Source organism: Nocardia sp. IFM 10818, from assembly GCF_054655275.1.
This window is the reverse complement of record NZ_BAAHJH010000001.1, coordinates 5,602,537-5,622,033: the sequence shown is the minus strand read 5'-3', so window position 1 is coordinate 5,622,033 and position 19,497 is coordinate 5,602,537. Positions and strand designations below refer to the sequence as shown.

Here is a 19,497-nt window from a genome sequence, read left to right as displayed (position 1 = left end):
GATCGGCAGCCGCTACCGTGCGGAGCATCTGCGGCGCCGGGAACCTGTGCTGTGCTCAGGAGCCGCGGCGGCGTTCAGGAGCCCGGCGGTGCTCGGAGGGCGCGCGGCGGTGCCTCTAGGGCGCGGCGGTGCCTCTAGGGCGCGGCGGTGCCTCTAGGGTGCGGCAGTGCTCTAGGCGCGGCGGCGCTCAGGAGTCGCGGCCGCGAACGGGCTCATGATTTCCTAATGAGCCGTCTGCCACGGTGAGAGCGTGGATGAGCTGGCGGCCGTGGCGCATATCTTGCGACGCACTACTTTCGGGCCGTTTCCGGGGCAGACCGAGAAGCTGGCCGGGCGCGGGGCGGAGGCGGCGATCGCGGAAGTGTTGTCGGCGCCGCCGTTGCTGCCCTCGGATCCGGTGTTCGACGAGGAGGCCGACACGGGGGAGGACGGGCCGGTGTTTCGCTGGCTGCGGTCGATGGCCGATCCGGCGGCGGGGGTGCACGAGAAGCTGGTGTGGTTCTGGCACGGGCACTTCACTTCCAGTCACGACAAGGTCGAGACGTGGGAGCTGATGTGGCGGCAGCATGTGCTGTTGCGGCGGCATGCGCTGGGGAACTTCCGGGAGCTGGCGCAGGCGATCACGGTGGACGGGGCCATGTTGCAGTGGCTGGACGGGGCCGGGTCGGTGGCGTCGGGGCCGAACGAGAACCATGCTCGGGAACTCCTGGAGTTGTTCACGCTGGGGCGGGGGAACTACTCGCAGGAGGACGTGCGGGGCGCGGCAACGGCGATGTCCGGGTGGGATGTGGACTCCGATGGTCAGGTGATATTCGATCCGGACGGCGGGAATTCGAGGGCGGTGCCACTACTGGGCCGGTCGGTCATCGACGTGCACGATGTGGTCGACGCACTGTGTGATCGGCCCGAGTGCGCTCGGTTCGTGGCGGGGAAACTGTACGAGTTCCTGGTCGGGCAGTCGCCGTCGGATCAGCGGGTAGGGGAGCTGGCCACGGTATTCGTGCAGGCGCGGTTGGGGATTCGGCCTCTGGTGGAGGCGATTCTGCGCGATGCGTCCTTCCTGTCGGCGGTCCGGGCTCGGCCGCGCTATCCGGTGGAATGGGTGACCGCCGCCTTCGCCATGTGCGGAATCGACGATCCAGCAGCGGCTTTCGACACCATGACCGCGCTCGGGCAGTCGCCGTTCTATCCGCCGAATGTGGCGGGCTGGCCGTCGGTCCGCTGGCTGGTTCCGGGCGCGGCGGTCGCGCGGGCCGCGCTGGCGGTGAACGCACCCGCCGTCGAGGAGATCGCCGGAGCCTCGGACCCGGTGGCCGTCGCCTTCGCGCGGGCCGGAATCTACGATCCGACGCCCGCGACCGCGGTGGCGGCCCGGGACCTGGTCTTCGAGCTGCGGCGCGAGCCGGAGCAGGCCGCGACCGCATTGCTCGCCCTCGTGCTCACGGCACCGGAATTCGTGCTCGCGTGATGCCCTGCCCCCGGATCCCGCCCTGCCGACCGCCTTGTCATGGAAAGGAATTCGCATGATCGCCGTGGATCGCCGGACCGTGCTGCGCGCGGGTCTCGGCGTCGGAATGGCCGGTGTGGCGGGCGGGCTCGCCGCGCACGGGCTGCTCGGGCGGGAGGCGCCCTCGGCGTGGACTCCGCCGCCACCCGTGCGCGCGGCGGCGCTCGAACACCGCCGCCTGCTGGTGATCGAGATGGCCGGCGGGAGCGACGGGCTGTCGATGACCGTGCCCTACAACGATTCCCGCTACCGTGACCTGCGGCGCGCGACGGCGATATCCGCCGAACGGGTCCACCCCCTCGATGCCACGCTCGGCCTGCACCCGGAGCTGTCCAAGCTCGCGGCCTCCGGAGTCGCGGTGGTGCCCGGTGTCGGGATCGCGAAACCCGATCTCTCGCACTTCGAAATGCTGCACCGCTGGCAGACCGGCGACCCGGAGGGCACCGTGCGGCCGGGGACCGGATTCCTGGGCCGCTTGTGCGATCACCTCGGCGACCCGAGCGCGCCCGCGGTCGGCGTGGCGCTCGGTATCGGGGCGACGCAGGCGCTGGCGTGTGAACGCGTCACCACGCTCTCGGTGGATGCCGGAAACGACGGGCTGTTCCCGGTTTTCGAGGATGAGAACGTGCGCGCCGCCTGGCTGGCGGCGCAGCGGGCCATGGCTCACCCCGATCGTGCCGATGCACCGCTGTTCGCCGCCGCGCGTGCTGGAAGCGCTGCGGCGCTGCGGTTCTCGGATGTGGCCGCCACACTGTCTCCGGCTGCCGACGGTTATCCGGACAGTGATCTGGGAATCCAATTGCGTTTGGCCGCAAGGCTACTCGCCGATGACAACCACGGCCTGCGCATCGTGCACGTGCCCATGGGCGCGGACTTCGACACGCACACCGACCATCCGGCGCGATACGCGGAACTCATGAGCGATCTGGACGCCTCGCTGGCGGCGTTGCGCGCGGATCTCGCCGCGCGCGGTATCGCCGATCGGGTGCTCATCGCCGCCTACAGCGAATTCGGCCGCCGCGTCCCGGACAACGGTTCGGACGGTCTCGACCACGGGGCGGCCGGAACCGCCTTGCTGCTCGGCCCTGCGAATGCGGGCGTCTTCGGTGAGCAGCCCTCCCTGCGGACCCTCGACGCCGAGGACAATCTGCGCGCCACCGTCAACATGACCGAGTTCTACGCCACCATCGCCGAGAGCTGGTTCGGGGTGCCCGCCGGTGACGTCCTGCCGGGTGCGCCGCGGCCCCTGCCGGGCGTGGTGGCCGCGTGAATCCGGGCAGTGCTGTAATGGCGCAGGTGCGGGTACTGGTGTGCGAAGACGATCGAGAGCTCGGCGACGAGGTCGCCGCGGGGCTGCGCGCCGCCGGGTTCGCCACCGATCTGGCCCGCGACTACGCCGACGCCGACCTGAAGATCGCGGTCAACTCCTACGACTGCCTGGTCATCGACCGCGGCCTGCCCGATGGCGACGGCCTGGACCTGGTGCGCGCCCAGCGCGAGTCCGGGCAGCGCACACCGGTGCTCATCCTCACCTCCCGCGACGCCCTGGCCGATCGCCTCGACGGCTTCGCGCACGGCGCGGACGACTATGTCGTCAAACCCTTCGCCATGGACGAGCTCGCCGCCCGGGTGGGCGCGCTGTGCCGGCGCCGGGAACTGCCCGCCCCGACCCGCACCGTGGTCGGCGACCTCGTGGTGGACCGCCCGCGCCGCCGGGTGCATCGCGCGGGCGTGCTGCTCACCTTGACGCCCAAGGAGTTCGGCGTCCTGGAACTGCTGGCCGTACGCGCGGGCACCGTGGTCAGCCGGGCCGAGCTCATCGAATGCTGCTGGGACGAAATGGCCGAACCCGCCTCCAATGTGGTCGATGTGGTGATCGCCCAGCTGCGGCGCAAACTCGGGGAACCGCCGCTCATCGAAACCGTGCGCGGCGCCGGTTTCACGATCGCGTCATGAGCGCCGGGCGGCCGACCACGCCGGGCCGGCTGCGGCGCACCCGGCTGCTGCTGACGGCATTGTTCACCGCGATCACCGCCATCTGCCTGATCGTGCTGGGCGTCGTGGCGGCCGGCATCGACGAGCGCTCCCGTAACCGCGCCCTCGACGACAGCGTCGATCGGGTCGTCACCGGGCTGGCGCGCGTGGTGTATTGGAACGAGGACGACAGCGTCGATCTCGAGTCGGTGCGCTACGACGACCTGTCCCAGGGCGAGATCGCCGTCGCGGTGGTGGCGCGCACACCCGATGGGCCGTGGCAGGAGCGGTTCGCGCATCAGCGCCCGGCGCTGCCCGACGATTTGCTCGGCGCGGCGGAGGAGGCGGCCGACGCGGAGGAGACGGTGCTGAGCACCCGCACCGACCGATCCGGGAACCGGACCCGGGTGGCGGCCACCCCGGTCTGGTACGACGAATACACCGTCGGCGCGGTGGTTTTCGCCGCCACCGATCCGGGACCAGAGGAACGCGATCACCGCCGCCTGGTGCTGGCCCTCGAATTCGGCGGGCTCGCGCTCATCGCGCTGGCCGCCGGCGCCGGGCATCTGCTGTCCGGGGCGAGCATGCGCCCGGCGGTCCGCATGCTCGACGAACAGGAACGCTTCCTCTCCGACGCCGCGCACGAACTGCGCACCCCGCTGGCCACCCTGCGCCTGTATCTCGATGCCGCGCTGCGCGATCCGGACGACACCCGGCGCGCGGTCACCGATGCCCGCGCGCTCACCGACCGGATGGGCCGGTTCGTCACCGGACTGCTCGCCCGCACCCGCACCGAAACCGGGCTCGGCGAACTCGATCCGCAGCGGCTGCGGCTGGATCAGCTGGTCGAGGGCGTGGTCGCCGAATGCGGCAACGACGGCATCCGGGTGGAGACCGAACCGACGCAGGTCCTCGCCGATCCGGATCTGCTGGCCCTGGCCGTCCGCAACCTCATCGACAATGCGCTGGTGCACGGCGCGCTGCCGATCGAGGTGGGCGTGCGCGCGGGCCGGGTGACCGTGCGCGACCACGGTCCGGGCGTGGACCCCGCGCTGCCGGATCCGTTCCAGCGCGGCGTGACCGGCGCGGACGGGCGGCACGGCATCGGACTGTCCATCGTGCGCTGGGTGGCGCAGGTGCATTCCGGTTCCGTGACAATCGGATCCGCCACCGGCGGCGGGACCCTCGCCACCTTCACCCTGCCGCCGGTGCCGGGCGCCTGACCAGCGCACGAGTACTCCGAACCTGCCCGGGCGGCGGTTCGGTCCGGCGTATGGTGACGCATGTGACCTCCACGCATGTCGAGCGGTTCGTGAGTGCACTGCGACCGAATGTCTTTCGGGCGCTGCTGGATGCGCGGTCGGTGCGGACCTGGCTGGTTCCGGACGGCATGACCAGCCGGATTCATGAATTCAATCCGTATGTGGGCGGGCGATTCCGGATATCGCTGACCTACGACGTTCCCACCGGGACCGGGCAGACCGCCGCGCGCACCGACACCTTCCACGGCACCTTCACCCGCTTGGTACCCGATACCGAAGTCGTCCAGGTCGTCGAGTTCGAAACCGACGACCCGCGGCTACAGGGCGAGATGACCATTACCTACACCCTGATCGACGAGCCGGGCGGCACCCGCGTCATGGCCCGGCACGACAATCTGCCGCCCGGATTGTCCGCCACGGAGAATGAAGTCGGTTTCCGCATGTCGCTGGCGAAACTCGCCGAGCTGGCGGAGCGCTCGGCGCCGGAGACCCCGCAGAGCTGAGCCCGGCGCGGCTGAAACGGCGACGCTTCGTGCCTACGCTGGTTTGGTATGGCGTTGCCGGATTACCCGTATCCGTCCATGCCCGCCGAGTACGACGATGAGCGGCGGCGCTCGCGCCTGCGCGAGACGCGGCTCGGCCACCAGTGGCGACGGTGGGGGCGCACGCGGCGGATGCTGCTGCGCGCCGGGCTGATTCCGCTCATCGCGCTGGGGCTGTTCGGGCAGTACTGGGAATGGGACGTGGCTCCCGAGCGCGCGCGGCTGGCGCGCACCGAACCGGCGGTGGTGCCGATCCGGGCGCCCGCGGAGCTGCGGGCGGTCGATACCGTGGTCTTCGATCTGGTGGGACTCGGCGTCCTGGACGCCACCGACACGGCCCGCGCGCTCCCGGCGCTGAGCCGGCTGGGATCGGTATGGGCGGTGCGCTACGACAACAACGGTATCGACACCAAGGTGATCGCCGACCTCATCGTCAAGGTCACCGAGGCGGCGAAGGTGCCCAATGTCGTGCTGTCGGGCCACAGTATGGGCGGGGTCATCGCCCTGGAGATCGCCAAGCACCTGCACCTGGGCAGTCCGCGCAAGGTGCTGGCGGTCATCCTGGATTGCACGCCGGTCGACCTGCACGCCGTCCGCGCGGAAAGCCGCGACCAAGGCGAGGAGATGCTGCGCTGGGCGGGCTGGGTGCCCGGCGCCCGCGAGAGCCGGCTGCTGCGGCTGGCCGTGGAAATCTATGCCCGGCACGAACGCTTCCTCGGCGGGCACTGGGGGATACGCCGCGAACGGCTCGAGGAAGTGCTCCAGGAAGTCCTGCGCGACAAGATACTCAGCACCGATGTCGCCAGCAACGGTTTGATCGCGGCGCAGTTCAAGGCGATCGTGGCCGGCGGCGCGGCGGGCGACCTGGACGCCCTCGCCGCCCCCGCCCACGGCAAACCCCGGCCCGCCATCGTCTTCATCCGGCCGCACAATTCGGCCCGCGACCCGATCGTGGACGTCGACTACTCGCACCGGGCGCTCATCGAACGAGTCGGCGGCGTGAACGGCACCCTGCTGGTGGTCACCACGCGAAGCACCGGCCACGCCAACCCGATTCAGCGCCCCGAGGAATACAACACCGCCATCGAACAGCAGGTGGTGCCGTTCATCCGCCTGGTGCAGCGCGAATCCGCGCTGAACACCATCACCGGCCGCTGATCAGCGCACGGTGTCGTCGGCGGCTGGGCGGATCCCCGAGGCCGGAACCAGATTCCACCGCTCCAGCTGCGCCCGAACCTGCTCGGCCGCATCGATGTTCAGCGGACCGCTGGTCCACAGCGCATAGGGAAGATTGAGGAACCGGCCCTCGGTGACGGCCCGCAGATTCTGGATGCCCGGCTTGCCGCGCAGCAGATCCACCTTCTGCTGGAAGGTCTGCGGCGGGTAGTCGACGAAGACAATGGCATCCGGATCGGCGGCCGCGAGACGCTCCCAGGACACCGCGGTCCAGGTGTCCTCGACGTCCTCGAGCGCGTTGCGTGCGCCCGCAGCATCCAGAATCGCCTGCGGCGCACCGAATTTGCCACTGGTGAAGATGGTGTCGGAGGCGCTGTCGAACAGGAACACCGTGGGGCGGCGCTCCGGCTGCGGTGCGGCCCGCAGGGCGGCGAGTCGGCGGTCGATATCGCCGGTGAGTTCGGCGGCGCGGTCCTGATGGCCGGTGATCTCACCCAGATTGGTGAGGTCGGTGTCCAGGGCCGTCCACGCGTCGACGATGCCGCGCTGGCCATCGGTCTGGCGGCAGCTCTCGGTCAGGATGTAGGGGGCGACACCGGCGGCGCGCAGCGAGTCCGGGGTGAGGTTGGTGGCCTCCGAATAGCCGTAGTTCCAGCCCGCGACCATCACATCCGGCCGCTGCGCCAGTACCGTCTCGCGCGACGGGTATTCGGGTGCAACGGAATTAAGTCTGTCCACGGCATCGCCGTAATGCCTGCGCAGGGTGTCGGCATCGCGCTGGATGCTCGACACCGCCGCGATCTGATCCTGCGCTCGCAACGCCAGCACCATGGAGATCAGGTTGCCGTCATTGACGAACAGTCGCTGGGCGGGCGCCGGGAATTGCGTGTCGACGCCACAATTGGCGAGGGTCAGATTGCCCTTCGGCTCCTCGGACGCGCCACACCCCGCCACGCCGGCCGCCACTGCGGCGGCGGTGAGAACTCTGGTCAGATTTCGCATGATCATGCCTTTCGAGCGGTGATGAGCAAATGAGAGAGCCCGGTCTCGGGATGCGGCACGCGAATGGCGTGCACCCCGAACACGGTGTCGAGAACCTCTGGCCGCAAAGCGATCTCGGGCGGTTCGAGCGGCTGCGTCCGTCCCGCGTGGACGACGAGCACCCGATCGCAATACCGATCCGCCAACGCCAGATCGTGCAGACTCATGACCACGGTCCGCCCCAGCCCTCGCGCCAGCGCCAGCAACTCCAGCTGATGAGTGATATCGAGATGATTGGTCGGCTCGTCCAACAGCAACAGCGGCGTCCGCTGCACCAGCGCCCGCGCCAGCAACACCCGCTGCCGTTCCCCACCCGACAACCGATTCACCTGCCGCCCCGCGAACCCCGCCAAATCCACACTGCGCAAGGCATCTTCGACAACCCGCCGCTCCTCCGTCCCACCCCCGCCCCACGGCGGCAAATACGGCGTCCGCCCCAACGCCACCACTTCCCCCGCCAGCAGATCCGCCCCCGGCTGCTCGTCCTGCGCCACCAACGCCACCCGCCGCGCCCGCTCCCGCCCCGAAAACCGATGCAGCGCAAGCCCATCGATCAGCACCTCCCCGGACACCGGCCGAACCAGCCCGGCCAGCGTCCGCAACAGCGTCGTCTTCCCACTGCCATTCGGCCCGACAATCCCCACGGTCTCACCCGGCCGCACAACGAAATTCACGCCCTCGACCACGGTCCGCCGCCCCGCGGCGCACGCCAGCCCTTGCACCTCGAGCGCACCCGCACCGGGCTCGCCGCTCATGCCGTCGCTCCGAAACGGTAGCGGCGGCGGCCCATCAGCAGGAGGAAAGCGGGCGCGCCGATCAACCCTGTGAGCACGCCGACCGGAATCTCGGTCGGACGCACGAGCACTCGTGTGGCGGCATCGGCGACCACCAGGAACAGTGCCCCGCACAGCGCCGCGGCCGGGAGCAGGGCACGGTGGCGCGGGCCGACCATCAGGCGCGCGGCGTGTGGCACCACCAGTCCGACGAATCCGATACAGCCCGATACCGCGACGAGCACCCCGACCAGGACGGCCAGCAGCACGAACAGTGCGATCCGCAGTTCTCGTACCGGAATGCCCACCGAGGCAGCGGTATCCGCGCCCATATTGAGCGCGTCCAGCCAATTCGCGCCCAGCATCAGCGTGGCCAGCGCCACCGCGACCACGCTGGCGGGCAACAGGATTCGGGTCCAGTCAGCGCCGGACAGGCTGCCCAGCAGCCAGAAGAGCACCGATTGCGCGGCGGCCGGATCGCTGCTGCGGAAGATCAGGTAGCTGCTCAATGCCGCGAAGGCCGATGCCAGCACTGTTCCTGTCAAGACCAGACGCAGTGGCGTGAGGCCGCCTTGGGCGAGGGCGATCACGAACACCGCCGCGGCGGCGACCAGGGCTCCGGTCAGTGCACCCGCCGACAGCGCCCACAGGCCCGCGCCCGCGAACACGCCCGAGGTGATGACGGCCGCCGCTCCGGTGCTGGCGCCCGACGAGACTCCCAAGAGATAGGGATCGGCCAACGGGTTTCGCACCAGCGTCTGCATGGCAGCGCCCGCGACGGCCAGACCGGCTCCGACGATTGCGGCGAGCACGGTCCGTGGCACTCGCAACTGCCACACGATGGTGTCGAGGCCCATGTCGGAGCGCGTTCCGGTGATCCGGTGGGTGAGGACTTCCACGACGTCCCGGACGGGAATGTTCTCGGCGCCGAATCCGGTCGCGATCACCATCGCGCAGAACAAGAGCAATCCGAGCGCGGGCAGCACGATCGACGTGCGGGCACGGCTCATCAGCGAACCTCTTCGGGCAAATCGCGGCCTCTCCAGAGCAACTGCACGGCGGGGGAGGTCTGACTCTCGGGCGGTGCTGGACCGCTCGATCACAGTGGCGCGACCGTTCCGGATTCACACCGGATTCCCGCACCCGCCAGGGATAACGCGCCGAACTCTACCGTGCGGTCTGGTCCAGGTTCGCCGCCGGGGCGATCAGCGGATGCGTGTTCCCAGCAGATGCCGCACGCCGCTGACGAACAACTGCAGCCCGAAATCGAAGCGGGCGGTCGCGTCGACGGTGTCGTGCAGCGGTGAATTCTCCTCGGTCAGCGCGCCGGCCGAATCCATCTGGATGCGCGACTGCTCGTCGACGGTCTGGCCGAGCACGTAGTAGAGCAGCGTGTAGGCCGCCAGTTCGGCTTCCTCGCGGGTCATGCCCGCGCGAATCGCCGTGCCCGCCATGCGTTCCCGGCCCTTGCTGGTGGTGAGCCGCGAGGCGTAGGTGGCCGAGACGAGTTCGGCGCCGTCGCGGTAGGCGAGCAGGCAGGTACGCAAGCGGTGGGCGAGTTCGGTCAGCTGGGTGGACCATTCGGTGGCTTCCACCGGCTCGTCCATGGGGGCGAGGATGCGGTCGGCGACCGCGCCGAGCAGGGCTTGTTTATTGGGGAAGTGCCAGTACAGCGCACCGGGCTGGACGTGGAGCGAGCTCGCCAGGCGGCGCATGGTCAGATCGGCCAGGCCGTACTGATCCAGGATGGCGATGGCTCCGTCGACGACGTCCGTGCGGTGCAGTTGCACTGAAAACCTGGCCCTTCGTGTTTCGGCTCACTTTCCGGACTGCTAGCCTACCCTGAACACCGTTCAAGTTGCTCGGCCGCATCCGGCCGGACGAAGGGATTCGTGCACATGACCCAGGCAGCCGTCAGGACCGAAGCCGACAGTGCGGCAAGCGAAGACATTCTGGCGATCGCCCGCGAGCAGGTGCTCGAGCGGGGCGTCGGCCTGTCCCAGGAGCAGACCCTCGAGGTGCTGCGGCTGGGTGACGACCGGCTCGAGGAACTGCTCGGGCTGGCCCACGACGTGCGCATGAAGTGGTGCGGACCGGAGGTCGAGGTCGAGGGGATCATCTCCCTCAAGACCGGCGGCTGCCCGGAGGACTGCCACTTCTGCTCGCAGTCGGGCCTTTTCCAGTCGCCGGTACGCGCGGCCTGGCTGGATATTCCGAGCCTGGTCGAGGCGGCCAAGCAGACCGCCAAGACCGGCGCGACCGAATTCTGCATCGTGGCCGCCGTGCGCGGTCCGGACGCGCGGCTCATGGCGCAGGTCGCCGCGGGCGTCGAGGCCATTCGCAACGAGGTCGACATCCAGGTGGCGTGCTCGCTGGGCATGCTCACCCAGGAGCAGGTCGACCAGCTGGCCGCCATGGGCGTGCACCGCTACAACCACAATCTCGAGACCGCCAAGTCGCACTTCCCGAACGTGGTCACCACCCACACCTGGGAGGAGCGCTGGGACACCCTGCGCATGGTGCGCGAGGCCGGTATGGAGGTGTGCTGCGGCGGCATCCTCGGCATGGGCGAATCGCTGGAGCAGCGCGCCGAATTCGCCGCGCAGCTGGCCACCCTGGAACCCGACGAGGTGCCGCTGAACTTCCTCAACCCGCGTCCGGGCACCCCCTTCGGCGACCTCGAGGTGCTGCCCGCCGCGGACGCCCTGCGCGCCGTGGCCGCCTTCCGCCTCGCGCTGCCGCGCACCATTCTGCGGTTCGCCGGCGGCCGCGAGATCACCCTCGGCGATCTCGGCGCCAAACAGGGCATCCTGGGTGGTATCAACGCCGTCATCGTCGGCAACTACCTGACCACCCTGGGCCGCCCGGCCGAGGCGGATCTGGATCTGCTGGGTGAGCTGAAGATGCCGATCAAGGCGCTGAACGAAACCCTCTGACAGCAGCGGGTTGTGGAGAAGGGGTCCCATCCGTGCCGGTGAGCGGAATCCTGCCGGGTTCGAGTTCGTCGTCGAGTGTCATAGGTCACGGCTATTGTGCCTGTGTGCTCGTCCGATACCGCTACCGCGCCTACCCGACGGGTGGGCAAAAGGGCATGCTCGCAAAGGCGTTCGGGTGCGCTCGCGTGGTGTACAACGATGCGATCCGTGCTCGGGAGGATGCCCGCGCCAATGGTCAACGCATCAGCGATACCGATGTTCAGAAACTCGTCGTCACCCAAGCGAAGTCCACGCCGGAGCGGTCGTGGCTGGCCGAGGTGTCGGCTGTTGTCTTGGTGCAGGCGTGTCAGGACGCGCGCCGCGCCTACCGCAATTTCTACGACTCGGTTGTGGGGAAACGGAAGGGCCGTGCTGTCGGCGCACCTCGTTTCCGGTCCCGCAAGGACAGTCGGCAGTCGATCCGCTTCACCCGCAACGGTTTTACCGTTACTGAACGCGGTGTGCGCTTGGCGAAGATCGGGGATGTGGAGCTCGTCTGGTCGAGGGAGTTGCCCTCGGCTCCTTCCTCGGTCACCCTGATCAGGGAAGCCGACGGTCGTTACTACGTCTCGTTCGTGGTTGAACGTGACGAAGCGCCGCTGCCTCCTGCTGAGACAGCGATCGGTGTGGACTTGGGACTCAACGATCTTGCGGTGATCGCGCACTCGGACGGCAGCTCGGAGAAAGTCGCCAATCCACGTCACTTGCGGCGCGCTGAACGTCGTCTCGCGCGAGCACAAAAGGCGTTGTCTCGGAAGGAAAAGGGTTCACATAACCGAGACAAGGCGCGGGTACGGGTCGCACGACTGAACCGGAAGGTGCGGGAAACCAGGCTCGACCATCACCACAAACTCGCTCGGCGGCTCATCCACGACAACCAAGTGGTGGCCGTTGAGGATCTCGCGGTATCGGGTTTGGCACGTACCAGGTTGGCGAAGTCCGTCCACGACGCCGGGTGGGCGACTTTGACCCGGTTGTTGGCGGAGAAAGCGGCCCAGTCGGGCCGTGAGGTTGTAAGGATCGACCGCTGGTTCCCGTCGACGCGCACCTGTTCGGCGTGTGGTTTGGTCGGTGACCGGAAACCGTTGCATGTTCGGCAGTGGGTGTGCGAATGCGGTGCGATCCATGACCGAGACATCAACGCGGCCATGAATCTCCTCGCCGCCGGGCTGGCGGAGAGACAAAACGCCTGTGGACCTAATGTGAGACTTCGGATTGCCGGAGCAATCGGGGATGAAGCAGGAACCCACCGAACGGAGGAACCATGCTCCGCGTAGGAAACCTGGCCCTGCAGGGCCAGGAGGAAGTCAAAGAGGTGGTCGTGGACATAGAGGAGCGCTACAACCCCTTCACGGGCAAGCGGGTGGTTCCGGGTCTGGACGATCCGGTGCCGGCCGCGGCCGCACTGGGTTTGGAGCCGCCGCGGTTCTGTGCGCACTGCGGGCGGCGGATGATCGTCCAGGTCAGCCCCGACGGCTGGTGGGCCAAGTGCTCCCGGCACGGGGAGCTCGACTCCAAGAGCCTGGAACACCGCTAGTGGCAACGGCATTCACCGCGGGGGAGCAGTCCGGTTCCCGCGCCGGGGTATTGCGTCGGGAAGGCCGCGCGGCCGCGGCGGTGTTCGCCGCCGGCTGCGCGGCCAGCATGGCGGGCGGCGTGGTGTGGGCCTTCCTCGCACCGGCCGAACAGCTGCTGGTGGTCGAACCCGATCGCGGGGCGGCGCTGACGGGGGAGAGCATGCACCGCTTCGACGCGGTCGCCCTGTTCATCCTCATCGGCGCGGTGATCGCGGTGCTCGGCACCGCGGCGGCCTGGCGCTGGCGCAGCATGCGCGGGCCGGTGCTGCTGGGGGGCGTGTTCGCGGGTGCGCTGATCGGGGCGTGGCTGATGCGCATCGTCGGGGAGGCGGTCGCCGAGCAGCTGCACAGCCGGCCCGCGCATCCGGCGGTGCACACCATCGTCGAATTCGCGCCCACGGTCGAAGGCTGGCCGGCGCTCATCGTGCAGCCGCTGCTCGCCGCGTTCGTGGTGCTGGTACTGGCCTCGCTGAGCACCTCCGACGATCTGGGCAGCGGCCAGTTCCTGCCCTTCGGCGGTCAGCGCCCGGAGCCGATGATCGCCGCCCCCGGACAGTACGGCTCCGCCATCAGCTACGGCCCGTATCCGGGGAGCCCGCAGCCATTCGGCCCGCGTGATCCGGTGGTGCCGTTCGAGAAGCCGGACCAGGTCCGGGAATCCGACCCTTCCCGCTGACGTCGACCCTCCGGGCCGCCGAAATTCGGTGGCCCCGCGAGCACGGTCCGGCTACCGTTGCCGCGACTTGTTCACCGGAATCCGGAAGGGGGGATCGGCCATGGCTGCCGTCCGTCACGCTGATAGCTCGGCGCCTGCGGATGATGCGCCCGCCGCCACCGAGCGGGCCGATCTCGCGGCCTGGCGGCGCCGCCACGAGGTGCGCCGATCCAATGCCGCGCAACCGATTCCGAGTGGTCGCCGCTACATCCGCGGCCGCAAACACCGCAATCGCGAGTGGTGACGCCGCGCCGGTGATCGCTCCGTGACGGTCTATTCGCCCGACGGTGGCCCAAGATGTGCTGTGAGCTGCACATTCGGGTCGTAGCCTGAAAGCGTGCGGCGGGCGGCCGCGTGCGGAAGGGGCAATGATCATGGGCTTCGTCGGCGGAGGGCCGGTGGTCGAGGAAATCGATGGCAAATACTGGTTGCTGCGGGAACCCCTGGTCTACCGGGCCGAGGTGCAGGAGTTCGCGGTCCCTTTCGGGTTCGAGACCGATTTCGCGTCGGTGCCGCGCGCCCTGGTATGGCTGATCCCGCGCTACGGCGTCTACACCCGAGCCGCGATCCTGCACGACTACCTCATCCGCTCCGCGGTGGTGTCGAAGGCCGATGCGGACGGGTTGTTCCGGCGGGCGCTGCGGGAAGCCGGAGTTTCGGTGCCCCGGCGCTGGATGATGTGGGCGGCGGTGCGTTTCGCCTCCCGGCTGGAGGGGATCGCACCGGGGGAGTTCGCGCTGCTGGTGCTGATCGCCGTGCTGTCGTTGTCGTTCCTCGCGATTCCGATAGCGGTGATCCACATCGCGCTGTTCGTATTCTGGATGGTGGAGCTGGCCTTCTGGGCCTGCTCGCGTCTGGCGCGGCGCACCCAGGCCCCCGCACCGGGACCGGAACTGAAGGCGGACTGAGGGTTTCGCGGCTCAGGTCGGCGGGCGCAGGGCGGCGAATTCGTCGGTGACGCGGATGCCGGAGTCGGTGAAGCGGTAGACGGCGGCGGGGCGGCCGCCCGCGCGGCCGGGGGAGGCCGTGTCGCCGGTCGGGGTGATCACCTTGCGGCGGGACAGGACTCGTTGCAGGTTCGTGGTGTCCACGTCGTAGCCCAATGCCGCGCAGTAGATTTCACGCAGGGTGGACATGGTGAAATGCTTCGGCGCGAGGGCGAAGGCGATATTGGTGTAGGACAGTTTCGCCGCCAGGCGGGTGCGGGCGTGCTGGGCCAGGATCGCGTGGTCGAAGGACATGTCCGGCAGCGCCGACACCGGATGCCAGCGCGTGTCCGGCGGCAGCTGCGGGTCGGCGGTCAACGGCACCAAACCCAGGTAGGCCGAGGCGATCCGGCGATCGCCGGGCACCCGGTCCGGATTGCTGAAGACCGAAATCTGTTCCAGGTGATTGAGTTCGCGCACATCCACCTTCTCGGCGAGCTGCCGCGCGGCCGAGGTGTCGAGGTCCTCGTCGTCGCGCAGGCGACCGCCCGGGAGCGACCAGGTGCCCTTGGCCGGATCCAGCGCGCGCTCCCACAGCAGAACCGCCAGTTCGGTTCGAAAACCGGCCGGGCAGCGGGTGCCTGCGGGTACGGAAACGCTCTCACCTGCGGTGATGCTCTCGGGGAAGCGGCGAACCTGGAACACCGCGGTGAGCGTTTCGTGGATGGTGCTACGATGGGCCACGTTTTCGATTCTAAGTCGAAAACCGGTTGTATGCGAATCGGCGAAGTGGCCGAGCGCATGAGAGAAGGAGCCATGCCATGGCTGCACTAGGTGCGACGATGACGCTCGCGGAGCGCATCGCGGACGGGCCGTCGGGATTCACGGGCATCGAAGCCACTCCCGAGTGGGCGCAGGAGATCAAGCGACTGGCGCGCGAGCGCAATGCCACCATCCTGGCGCACAACTACCAGCTGCCCGAGATCCAGGACGTCGCCGACCACGTGGGTGACTCCCTCGCCCTGTCCCGGATCGCCGCCGAGGCGCCCGAGGACACCATCGTGTTCTGCGGCGTGCACTTCATGGCCGAGACCGCCAAGATCCTCAGCCCCGAGAAGACGGTGCTCATCCCGGATCAGCGGGCGGGCTGCTCGCTGGCCGACTCCATCACCGCCGACGAGCTACGCGCCTGGAAGGACGAGCACCCGGGCGCGCTGGTGGTCTCGTATGTGAACACCACCGCCGCGGTGAAGGCGCTGACCGATATCTGCTGCACCTCCTCCAATGCCGTCGATGTGGTCGCCTCCATCGATCCCGACCGCGAGGTGCTGTTCCTGCCCGATCAGTTCCTCGGCGCGCACGTCAAGCGCGTCACCGGCCGCGAGAACATGCACATCTGGATGGGCGAATGCCACGTGCACGCCGGCATCAACGGCGACGAGCTCAACGAGCAGGCCCGCACCCACCCGGACGCCGAGTTGTTCGTGCACCCCGAATGCGGTTGCGCCACCTCGGCCCTCTACCTCGCGGGCGCCGGCGAATTCCCCGCCGATCGCGTCCACATCCTGTCCACCGGCGGCATGATCGACGCCGCCAAGGCGGCGAAGTCCTCCCAGGTCCTGGTGGCCACCGAGGTCGGCATGTTGCACCAGCTGCGCAAGGCCGCCCCCGGCATCGACTTCCAAGCCGTCAACGACCGCGCCTCCTGCAAGTACATGAAGATGATCACCCCGGCCGCGCTGCTGCGCTGCCTGGTGGAGAACCGCGACGAAGTGCACGTCGACCTCGAAACCGCCGCCCTGGCTCGCAATTCGGTCCAGCGCATGATCGAGATCGGCAATCCGGGCGGCGGGGAATAGCCATGTCGCCCCGACCCCCGGCGGCAGACGAGCCCGCCGGGAACCGGGCGGGAGCCTCAGCGCCTGCGGACGACGGTCGCTCGATACCGGAAGCTGTCCTGCTGGGCGGCCTCGTACTCGAAGCTGACCCGCTCACCGGCTTCCAGCGCCCGGAAGCCAGTGTCGTCGATCGCGCTGAAGTGCACCCAGGCATCGCATCCGGGCGGCAGTTGCGCGGAACTGATCGCACCCCAGCCCTTGTCGGCATGAAAGAACTTCACGATCCCGTCGGCCATACCTCGATCATGGCATCCCACGGCCGTTCCCGCGGCGCGCTGGATCCCGGTCACACGGTTGGTCCGCGGGACGACGACTCCGCGGCCCTCGCACCCGACGGGAGCGATGCGCTGCGTCCGGCGGCACGGTGCGTCGCGCGGTGGTGCGCGGTACGGGATTCCGCCTCACGGCGGAGGAATGAGCGATGATGTCCAACTCGATGGAGTGGGAAGCCGAGGCCGATCTGGTCGTGGTGGGCGGCGGGGTCGCGGGGCTGACGGCCGCCCGGACCGCCGCGCTGCGCGGCTTGCGGGTGCTCGTGCTCAGTAAGGGCGGGCCGACCGACACGTCCACGCAGTATGCGCAGGGCGGGATCGCCGTCGTTGCGCCGCACGGGGATTCGGTGGAATCGCATGTCGAGGACACCGTGGTCGCCGGGGCGGGGCTGTGCGATGTCGCGGCGGTGCGGTCGATCGTCGAGGGCGGGGTGGAGGCCGTCGCGGCGCTGACCGCGCTCGGGGCGGTGTTCGACCACGGCCGGGACGGTGAGGTGTCGCGGACCCGCGAGGGCGGGCACAGCACGCGGCGGATCATCCACGCCGGCGGGGATGCCACCGGGGCGGAGGTGCAGCGGGCGTTGAACGCGGCCGGGCTGCCGGTCATGTTCGGGGCCGCCGTCGCGGATGTGGTGACCGGGCCCGAAGGAGTGCGGGGCGTGGTCGCGGTGTCGGACAAGGGGTTCGGCGTCGTGCATGCGCCCGCCGTCCTGCTCGCGACCGGCGGGCTGGGGCAGCTGTATGCGTGCAGCACCAATCCGGCGGGGGCGACGACCGATGGGATCGCGCTGGCCCTGCGGGCCGGGGCGGTGGTGTCGGACCTGGAGTTCCTGCAGTTCCATCCCACCGTGCTGTTCACGCCGGGCGGGGTGGGGCGGCGGCCGCTGATCAGTGAGGCGGTGCGCGGGGAAGGCGCGATTCTCGTTGATTCCCTGGGGGAGTCGGTGATGGCCGGGGTGCATCCGCGGGGGGATCTGGCTCCGCGCGATATCGTCTCGAAGGCCATTGCGGCGCGCATGCGCGACCTCGGCGCCGATCACGTGTATCTGGATGCCCGCGCACTGGACGGATTCGAGCAGCGCTTCCCGACGATCACGGCGTCGTGCCGGGCCGCGGGGATCGAGCCGCGCGCCGATCTCATCCCCGTCGCTCCCGCCGCTCACTATCAGTGCGGTGGCGTGGTGACCGACACCCACGGCCGCACCACGGTTCCCGGCCTGTACGCCGCCGGCGAGGTGGCGCGCACCGGGCTGCACGGGGCCAACCGGCTCGCCTCCAACAGCCTCCTCGAAGGTCTGGTGGTGGGTGGTCGCGCCGGTACCGCGGCGGCCGAGCGACTCGGCGCGGCCGAGCGGGTCGGTGATGTCACCGTGCAGGCCCACCCGCGCGCGGATCGGAAGCTGTTGCAGGAGCTGATGACCCAGCATGCGGCCGTGGTCCGCGATGGCGACGGCCTGCGCGGTGCGGTGCTGCGGCTCATGGGGCTGATCGCCGACAACAGCGCGAACGGCGAGGTGGTGCACGCGAATCCGGCCGCCGTCATTCGCGATCTGGAGGACGCGGCGCTCACGCTGACCGCCCGGGCGCTGCTGCTGGCGGCGTCCGCGCGCACCGAAAGCCGTGGCTGCCATACCCGTTCCGACTATCCGGAAGCCAGGGACGAGCTGCGGCGGTCCATTGCGGTGCGGCTCGGCGCCGACGGCCGACCGCAGCGAGTTATCGAAGAAGGAGTGCAGTAATGGCCCTCGATGCCGGACTCGATCGCGACGAGGTGCTCGCGCTCATTCGCACGGCCCTCGACGAGGATCTGCGGTACGGGCCCGATATCACCACGCTCGCAACGGTTCCCGCCGATGCGGTGGCCAAGGCGGCCATGGCGTCCCGGCAGCCGGGCACCATCGCCGGCCTCGATGCCGGCCTGCTGGTGCTCGACGAGGTGCTCGGCGCGGGCAACTACGAGATCACCGAGCGGGTGGCCGACGGCACCCGTGTGCAGCCGGGTGACACGGTGCTGCGCCTGGTGGCCCCGACCCGCGGCCTGCTCACCGCCGAGCGCACCATGCTCAACCTCGTGTGCCATTTGTCCGGTATCGCCACCGCGACCTCGGCCTGGGTCGACGCGGTGGAGGGCACGAATTGCCGAATCCGTGACAGCCGCAAGACTTTGCCCGGTTTGCGAGGTTTGCAGAAGTACGCCGTCCGGGTCGGCGGCGGCGTCAACCACCGCATGGGCCTCGGCGATGCCGCGCTCATCAAGGACAACCACGTCGTCGCCGCCGGTTCCGTGGTCAATGCCCTGCGCGCGGTCCGCGACCTGAATCCGGACATCGAGTGCGAGGTGGAGGTCGACAGCCTCGACCAGCTCGACGCCGTCCTCGCCGAGGACGTGGAACTGGTGCTGCTGGACAACTTCCCGCTGTGGGCCACCCAGGCCGCCGTGCAGCGCCGCAACACCCGCTCACCGCGGACGAAACTGGAATCCTCCGGCGGCCTCACGCTGGCGGACGCGGCCGATTACGCCCGCACGGGCGTCGATTACCTCGCCGTCGGCGCGCTCACCCACTCGGTGCGCGTCCTGGATCTCGGCCTGGATATGTGACGGATCCGGGCGTCGATATGTGATTCCGCCTCAGCGGCGGTAGCTGGGTTCGTTGATCGTCCCGCAACCGCCGCAATCCGGGCACCAGCTGTACGAACCGTCATCGCCGAACAGTTTTCCGCCCCCGCCGCAGAAGCCGCAGTACCGCCAGCCTCGCTCGGGGGCGACATTGTCGAGGACCACATTCAGGAATAACGCACGAAACGCCATGCTGATACACCTCGCGGCTAGTGGGATTCCCAAACATCTTGGGACCTGCC

The 19,497-nt window shown here is 69.2% G+C and carries 22 protein-coding genes; 15 read left to right on the top strand and 7 right to left on the bottom strand.

Annotated features, from left to right (window positions below; translation table 11 throughout):
- Positions 1–250: 250 nt before the first annotated feature.
- From ACYQ5L_RS26210 to ACYQ5L_RS26185, 6 genes are all read left to right on the top strand, one after another.
- A complete protein-coding gene (locus tag ACYQ5L_RS26210) occupies positions 251–1,468 on the top strand; it encodes a DUF1800 domain-containing protein (protein ID WP_459960940.1) in 1,218 nt (405 codons plus the stop codon).
- A gap of 55 nt (positions 1,469–1,523) precedes the next feature.
- Positions 1,524–2,777, top strand: a complete 1,254-nt coding sequence (locus ACYQ5L_RS26205) for a DUF1501 domain-containing protein (RefSeq protein WP_459960939.1) — start codon at positions 1,524–1,526, stop codon at positions 2,775–2,777.
- Positions 2,774–3,463 (top strand): response regulator transcription factor, encoded by a 690-nt coding sequence (locus tag ACYQ5L_RS26200; protein ID WP_459960938.1) that lies wholly within the window; start codon positions 2,774–2,776, stop codon positions 3,461–3,463. The genes ACYQ5L_RS26205 and ACYQ5L_RS26200 overlap by 4 nt, the downstream gene beginning before the upstream one ends.
- Positions 3,460–4,704: a sensor histidine kinase gene (locus tag ACYQ5L_RS26195; RefSeq protein WP_459960937.1), complete on the top strand. Its 1,245-nt coding sequence runs from the start codon at positions 3,460–3,462 to the stop codon at positions 4,702–4,704. Before ACYQ5L_RS26200 ends, ACYQ5L_RS26195 begins: the two co-directional genes overlap by 4 nt.
- Positions 4,705–4,766: 62 nt before the next feature.
- Positions 4,767–5,246 (top strand): SRPBCC domain-containing protein, encoded by a 480-nt coding sequence (locus ACYQ5L_RS26190; protein WP_459960936.1) that lies wholly within the window; start codon positions 4,767–4,769, stop codon positions 5,244–5,246.
- A gap of 48 nt (positions 5,247–5,294) precedes the next feature.
- Complete coding sequence (locus ACYQ5L_RS26185) at positions 5,295–6,443, top strand: alpha/beta fold hydrolase (protein ID WP_459960935.1); 1,149 nt, start codon at positions 5,295–5,297, stop codon at positions 6,441–6,443.
- On the opposite strand, the gene ACYQ5L_RS26180 is transcribed toward ACYQ5L_RS26185, so the two are convergent.
- From ACYQ5L_RS26180 to ACYQ5L_RS26165, 4 genes are all read right to left on the bottom strand, one after another.
- Positions 6,444–7,463: an ABC transporter substrate-binding protein gene (locus ACYQ5L_RS26180; protein WP_459960934.1), complete on the bottom strand. Its 1,020-nt coding sequence runs from the start codon at positions 7,461–7,463 to the stop codon at positions 6,444–6,446.
- 2 nt (positions 7,464–7,465) lie between these two features.
- Entirely contained in the window at positions 7,466–8,257 is a 792-nt protein-coding gene (locus ACYQ5L_RS26175; RefSeq protein WP_459960933.1) for an ABC transporter ATP-binding protein, read from the bottom strand.
- Positions 8,254–9,285 carry a FecCD family ABC transporter permease gene (locus ACYQ5L_RS26170; protein WP_459960932.1) on the bottom strand — a complete coding sequence of 344 codons (1,032 nt, stop codon included), beginning with the start codon at positions 9,283–9,285 and terminating at the stop codon, positions 8,254–8,256. Before ACYQ5L_RS26170 ends, ACYQ5L_RS26175 begins: the two co-directional genes overlap by 4 nt.
- Before the next feature lie 195 nt (positions 9,286–9,480).
- On the bottom strand, positions 9,481–10,065 hold the full coding sequence (locus ACYQ5L_RS26165) for a TetR/AcrR family transcriptional regulator C-terminal domain-containing protein (RefSeq protein ID WP_459960931.1): 585 nt from the start codon (positions 10,063–10,065) through the stop codon (positions 9,481–9,483).
- Positions 10,066–10,173: 108 nt separating this feature from the next.
- Here ACYQ5L_RS26165 and bioB point away from each other — a divergent pair, with 108 nt between their 5' ends.
- From bioB to ACYQ5L_RS26135, 6 genes are all read left to right on the top strand, one after another.
- Positions 10,174–11,211, top strand: a complete 1,038-nt coding sequence (gene bioB / locus ACYQ5L_RS26160; RefSeq protein ID WP_379204892.1) for a biotin synthase BioB — start codon at positions 10,174–10,176, stop codon at positions 11,209–11,211.
- Positions 11,212–11,315: 104 nt separating this feature from the next.
- Entirely contained in the window at positions 11,316–12,527 is a 1,212-nt protein-coding gene (locus ACYQ5L_RS26155) for an RNA-guided endonuclease InsQ/TnpB family protein (RefSeq protein WP_459960930.1), read from the top strand.
- Complete coding sequence (gene bsaP, locus ACYQ5L_RS26150; protein ID WP_459960929.1) at positions 12,515–12,787, top strand: biotin synthase auxiliary protein BsaP; 273 nt, start codon at positions 12,515–12,517, stop codon at positions 12,785–12,787. Before ACYQ5L_RS26155 ends, bsaP begins: the two co-directional genes overlap by 13 nt.
- Positions 12,787–13,503: a DUF2567 domain-containing protein gene (locus ACYQ5L_RS26145; RefSeq protein ID WP_459960928.1), complete on the top strand. Its 717-nt coding sequence runs from the start codon at positions 12,787–12,789 to the stop codon at positions 13,501–13,503. The genes bsaP and ACYQ5L_RS26145 overlap by 1 nt, the downstream gene beginning before the upstream one ends.
- A gap of 100 nt (positions 13,504–13,603) precedes the next feature.
- Positions 13,604–13,786: a hypothetical protein gene (locus ACYQ5L_RS26140; RefSeq protein WP_459960927.1), complete on the top strand. Its 183-nt coding sequence runs from the start codon at positions 13,604–13,606 to the stop codon at positions 13,784–13,786.
- A 124-nt stretch (positions 13,787–13,910) separates the two neighbouring features.
- A complete protein-coding gene (locus ACYQ5L_RS26135) occupies positions 13,911–14,450 on the top strand; it encodes a DUF1353 domain-containing protein (RefSeq protein ID WP_459960926.1) in 540 nt (179 codons plus the stop codon).
- 12 nt (positions 14,451–14,462) lie between these two features.
- Here ACYQ5L_RS26135 and ACYQ5L_RS26130 read toward each other — a convergent pair whose 3' ends face one another.
- Positions 14,463–15,212, bottom strand: coding sequence for an NUDIX hydrolase (locus ACYQ5L_RS26130; RefSeq protein ID WP_459960925.1), 750 nt, complete (start codon positions 15,210–15,212; stop codon positions 14,463–14,465).
- Between the two features lie 77 nt (positions 15,213–15,289).
- Here ACYQ5L_RS26130 and nadA point away from each other — a divergent pair, with 77 nt between their 5' ends.
- Positions 15,290–16,327 (top strand): quinolinate synthase NadA, encoded by a 1,038-nt coding sequence (gene nadA / locus ACYQ5L_RS26125; protein ID WP_067545801.1) that lies wholly within the window; start codon positions 15,290–15,292, stop codon positions 16,325–16,327.
- A 56-nt stretch (positions 16,328–16,383) separates the two neighbouring features.
- On the opposite strand, the gene ACYQ5L_RS26120 is transcribed toward nadA, so the two are convergent.
- Complete coding sequence (locus ACYQ5L_RS26120) at positions 16,384–16,602, bottom strand: cold-shock protein (RefSeq protein WP_459960924.1); 219 nt, start codon at positions 16,600–16,602, stop codon at positions 16,384–16,386.
- Positions 16,603–16,787: 185 nt separating this feature from the next.
- Here ACYQ5L_RS26120 and ACYQ5L_RS26115 point away from each other — a divergent pair, with 185 nt between their 5' ends.
- Both ACYQ5L_RS26115 and nadC read left to right on the top strand, forming a co-directional pair.
- Positions 16,788–18,377 carry an L-aspartate oxidase gene (locus tag ACYQ5L_RS26115; RefSeq protein WP_459960923.1) on the top strand — a complete coding sequence of 530 codons (1,590 nt, stop codon included), beginning with the start codon at positions 16,788–16,790 and terminating at the stop codon, positions 18,375–18,377.
- Positions 18,377–19,237 (top strand): carboxylating nicotinate-nucleotide diphosphorylase, encoded by an 861-nt coding sequence (gene nadC / locus ACYQ5L_RS26110; RefSeq protein ID WP_459960922.1) that lies wholly within the window; start codon positions 18,377–18,379, stop codon positions 19,235–19,237. Before ACYQ5L_RS26115 ends, nadC begins: the two co-directional genes overlap by 1 nt.
- A 30-nt stretch (positions 19,238–19,267) precedes the next feature.
- Here the strand turns inward: nadC and ACYQ5L_RS26105 are convergent, their stop codons facing one another.
- Positions 19,268–19,447 (bottom strand): hypothetical protein, encoded by a 180-nt coding sequence (locus ACYQ5L_RS26105; protein WP_379204910.1) that lies wholly within the window; start codon positions 19,445–19,447, stop codon positions 19,268–19,270.
- Between the last annotated feature and the right edge of the window lie 50 nt (positions 19,448–19,497).